5 protein-coding genes are annotated in these 3969 nt (G+C 71.8%); 4 read left to right on the forward strand and 1 reads right to left on the reverse strand.

The features are described from left to right. The first annotated feature begins 2 nt into the window (after nt 1–2). Nucleotides 3–329 carry a DUF202 domain-containing protein gene (locus GKQ77_RS29200; RefSeq protein ID WP_219692083.1) on the forward strand — a complete coding sequence of 109 codons (327 nt, stop codon included), beginning with the start codon at nt 3–5 and terminating at the stop codon, nt 327–329. 32 nt (nt 330–361) lie between these two features. On the opposite strand, the gene GKQ77_RS29205 is transcribed toward GKQ77_RS29200, so the two are convergent. Then, on the reverse strand, nt 362–1297 hold the full coding sequence (locus GKQ77_RS29205; protein WP_219692091.1) for an NADP-dependent oxidoreductase: 936 nt from the start codon (nt 1295–1297) through the stop codon (nt 362–364). 92 nt (nt 1298–1389) lie between these two features. Between GKQ77_RS29205 and GKQ77_RS33720 the strand changes: the two genes are divergently transcribed. The 3 genes from GKQ77_RS33720 to GKQ77_RS29220 form a co-directional block, all read left to right on the forward strand. After that, nucleotides 1390–1686 (forward strand): hypothetical protein, encoded by a 297-nt coding sequence (locus GKQ77_RS33720; RefSeq protein WP_258022168.1) that lies wholly within the window; start codon nt 1390–1392, stop codon nt 1684–1686. A gap of 167 nt (nt 1687–1853) precedes the next feature. Beyond that, nucleotides 1854–2879: a phosphotransferase family protein gene (locus tag GKQ77_RS29215; RefSeq protein WP_219692087.1), complete on the forward strand. Its 1026-nt coding sequence runs from the start codon at nt 1854–1856 to the stop codon at nt 2877–2879. A gap of 7 nt (nt 2880–2886) precedes the next feature. Next, on the forward strand, nt 2887–3969 hold a 1083-nt coding region (locus GKQ77_RS29220; protein WP_219692089.1), incomplete at its 3' end, for an acyl-CoA dehydrogenase family protein.

Here is a 3969-nt window from a genome sequence, read left to right on the forward strand (position 1 = left end):
GGGTGACGGACCGGGCGGGGGCGGAGCAGCTCCGCGATCCCGGGCTCCAGCCGGAGCGGACGCGGCTCGCGTGGCGGCGTACGACGCTGTCCTGCACGGTCGCCGCCCTCCTCGCCGCCCGCGCGGTGCTGCACGAGGGGGCCACCGCGTCCGGCGTGCTGGTCTGCGCCCTGTGTCTGCTGCTCTGGCTCGGCTTCCTGGTGGTCGCGCACCGCAGGATGACCGCGCTGACCGCCCACAGGCCCCGGACGCTGACCGTGCGGGGCGCGTGGACGGCAGCGGTGTGCACGCTGGCGCTCGCGGTGTGCGCGGCGGCGATGGTGGTCTGAGGGGCGGGGGCGAGGGTGGCGAGGGTGCCGGGTCAGTCCGGCCAGTCCACCGTGACCACGACCTTGCCGCGTGTGCGCCCCTCCTCGCTCTTTCGGTGCGCGTCCGCGGCCCGCTCCAGTGGGAATGTCTCCTCGACGTGGAGCGTCACCACGTCCTGCTCCACCAGCTCGGTCAGCCGCCCCAGATCCGCGGCGTCAGGGCGTACGAAGCAGTACTGGCCGCCGAGGCCGGTCACCCCGCTGTCCGCGATGGACGCCAACCGGCCGCCCTGTGCGAGGAGTTCGACGGACGCCTTGAGCGCGTCGCCGCCGACGGTGTCGAAGGCCGCGTCGACGCCCTCGGGGGCCAGGCCCCGGACCCGGTCGACAAGGCCCTCCCCATACGTCACCGGCTCGGCGCCGAGCTCGCGCAGGAAGTCGTGGTTGTGCTCACTGGCCGTGCCGATGACCCGGGCACCCGCGTGCCGGGCGAGCTGCACGGCGAGGGAGCCGACGCCGCCGGCCGCCGCGTGCACGAGGACCACGTCGCCCTCCTTGACCTCCAGCGCCCTGGTGAGCACCTGGTAGGCGGTGAGCCCGGCGAGCGGCAGGCCCGCGGCCTCCTCGAAGGTGAGGTTGCGCGGCTTGCGGGCGAGGGTGCGCACCGGCGCGGCGACGTACTCGGCGAAGGTGCCGCGCGAGAGGAAGTCCTCGCGTACGTAACCGATGACCTCGTCGCCGACGGAGAACTCCGTGACGGCGGGGCCCGGCCGCACCACCACTCCGGCGACGTCCCAGCCCGGGACCACGGGGAAGACCGCGTCGAGGGCCCCGTCGAGATGGCCCTCGCGGCACTTCCAGTCGACGGGGTTCACGGCGGCGGCCCGCACCTTCACCAGGACGGAGTCGGGGCCGACCTTGGGGTCGCGTACCTCGCCGTATTCGAGTACCTCGGGCCCGCCGTAGCGGCCGTAGCTGATCGCCTTCACACCGACCAGGCTCACATAGCGGAAGAAATGGGGCATCGGGGGCTAGCCTGAGAGGGTCAAGGCATTCCCGGACGTCACAGAAGGTACGCGCCATGACCACGCTCCACCACGAACACCCGGTGCACGATCACATCCATGGCCCCGCGTGCGGGCACCCCGAGGTGCCGCACGGCGACCATGTCGACTACGCGCACGACGGGCACATGCACCGGCGTCACTCGGACCACTACGACGAGTGCGAGCCGTCGGGGCACGTGGCCCATCAGGATCATGAGCACCGGCACGGGGACGGGTGCGGGCACGAGTCCGTTCTGCACGGTGATCATGTGGACTATGTGCACGATGGGCATCGGCATGCCGCCCATGACGGGCACTGGGACGATCACTGAGCGATCCGCCCTGTTCGGGGGGTAGCTGCGGGCCGCATGGGGCTGGGCGCGCAGTTCCCCGCGCCCCTGCGGGGCGCTGTTCGGGGCGCTTTTTGGTCTGGACTGCATACCGACTGGTCGGCATCATGGGGTGGCACGTTCTCACCCATGCCGATCAGGAGCGTTAGATGAGCGCAGAGCAGTCGCCGCCGGGACTCGACCTCGACCAGTTGCGCGGTCACCTCGACCGCGAGCGGCCGGGCCTGGTCGGCGGGGTGCTCGGCGCCCGGCTGATCGAGGGCGGCCGGTCCAACCTCACGTACGCCGTGACGGACGGCACCACGCGCTGGGTCGTCCGGCGGCCCCCGCTGGGCCATGTGCTGGCCACCGCGCACGACATGAAGCGCGAGTACCGCGTGATCGAGGCCCTGCACCCCACGGACGTGCCCGTGCCCGCGCCCGTGCTGCTCTGCGAGGACGACACGATCATCGGGGCGCCCTTCTACGTCATGGAGTTCGTGGACGGCACCCCGTACCGCACCGCCGAGGAGCTGGCCCCGCTCGGGCCCGAGCGGACCCGCGCCGCCGTGCTCGGCCTCGTGGACACGCTCGTCGACCTGCACGCCGTGGACCCCGAGGCGGTCGGCCTCGGTGACTTCGGGCGGCCCGACGGCTTCCTCGACCGGCAGCTGCGCCGCTGGGGCAAGCAGCTGGACGCCTCCCGCAACCGCGACCTCCCCGGCGTCGACGAGCTGCACGCGGCGCTCGGCCGCCGGCTGCCCTCCTCCCCGGCGCCTACCGTCATCCACGGCGACTACCGCCTGGACAACGTCCTCATCGGCGAGGACGACCGGATCAAGGCCATCCTCGACTGGGAGATGTCCACGCTCGGCGATCCCCTCACCGACCTCGGGCTGCTCGTCATGTACAGCGCCAAACTGGAGGTGCCGGACTCCCCCGTCAGCACGACGGCGGGCGCGCAGGGCCACCCGGACCCGGCCGAGCTGATCGAGCGGTACGCCGCGCGCTCGGGGCGCGATGTGTCGGCCGTCTCCTGGTACACCGCCTTCGCGTGGTTCAAGCTCGCCGTGATCCTGGAGGGCATCCACTACCGGTACACGCTCGGCCAGACCGTCGGCGCGGGGTTCGACCGGATCGGCGAACTGGTGTCCGTCTTCATCGAGCACGGCCTGACCACCCTTCAGGAAGGCTGACCCACCCATGGACTTCGCTTTCGACGCGCGCACCGAGGAACTGCGGGCCAGGCTCCTCGCCTTCATGGACGAGTACGTCTATCCGGCGGAGCCCGTCGCCGAGGAACAGCGCGCCGCACTGGCCTCCCCGTGGGACACCCCCGCCGTGGTCGGGGAGTTGAAGGCCGAGGCCCGCCGCCAGGGCCTGTGGAACCTCTTCCTGCCCGACCCCGCGTACGGCGCCGGGCTGACGAACCTCCAGTACGCGCCGCTCGCCGAGATCACCGGCCGCTCCCCGCACCTGGCGCCCACCGCGCTGAACTGCGCGGCCCCGGACACCGGCAACATGGAGGTCCTCGCCCAGTTCGGCAGCGAGGAGCAGAAGAAGCGGTGGCTGCAGCCGCTGCTCGCCGGGGAGATCCGTTCCGCGTTCGCGATGACCGAGCCGGAGGTGGCCTCGTCCGACGCCACCAACATCACCACGCTGATCGAGCGCTCCCCGGACGGCTCCGAGTACGTCATCACGGGACGTAAGTGGTACATCTCCGGGGCGATGAACCCCGACTGCGAGATCTTCATCGTCATGGGCAAGACGGACCCGGAGGGCTCCGACATCCGCCGCCAGCAGTCGATGGTCCTCGTGCCGCGCGACACGCCGGGTGTCGAGGTGAGGCGCGCGATGCGGGTGTACGGCTACGAGGACCACTCCCACGGCGGGCACGCGGAGGTCGTCTTCCACGGTGCGCGGGTCCCGGCCGCGAACCTCATCGGCGAGGAGGGGGGCGGCTTCGCCATCGCGCAGGCGCGGCTCGGGCCCGGCCGCATCCACCACTGCATGCGGCTGATCGGGATGGCCGAGCGGGCCATCGAGCTGATGTGCCGGCGGGCGGTGGCGCGTACGGCGTTCGGGAAGCCGCTGGCCCAGCAGGGCGTCGTCCAGGAGTGGATCGCGGACGCGCGGGTCGCGGTCGAGCAGGTGCGGCTGCTCGTCCTGAAGACGGCCTGGCTGATGGACACCGTCGGCAACCGGGGTGCGCATACGGAGATCCAGGCCATCAAGATCGCGACGCCTCGGGCGGTCGTCGGCATCCTTGACCGGGCCGTTCAGTTG

Source organism: Streptomyces anatolicus (assembly GCF_019400875.1).
Classification (GTDB): domain Bacteria; phylum Actinomycetota; class Actinomycetes; order Streptomycetales; family Streptomycetaceae; genus Streptomyces; species Streptomyces anatolicus.

Coding starts and splice junctions, on each gene's coding strand:
- GKQ77_RS29215 (WP_219692087.1), top strand. CDS start 1,854: ATGAGCGCAGAGCAGTCGCCGCCGGGACTCGACCTCGACCAGTTGCGC.
- GKQ77_RS33720 (WP_258022168.1), top strand. CDS start 1,390: ATGACCACGCTCCACCACGAACACCCGGTGCACGATCACATCCATGGC.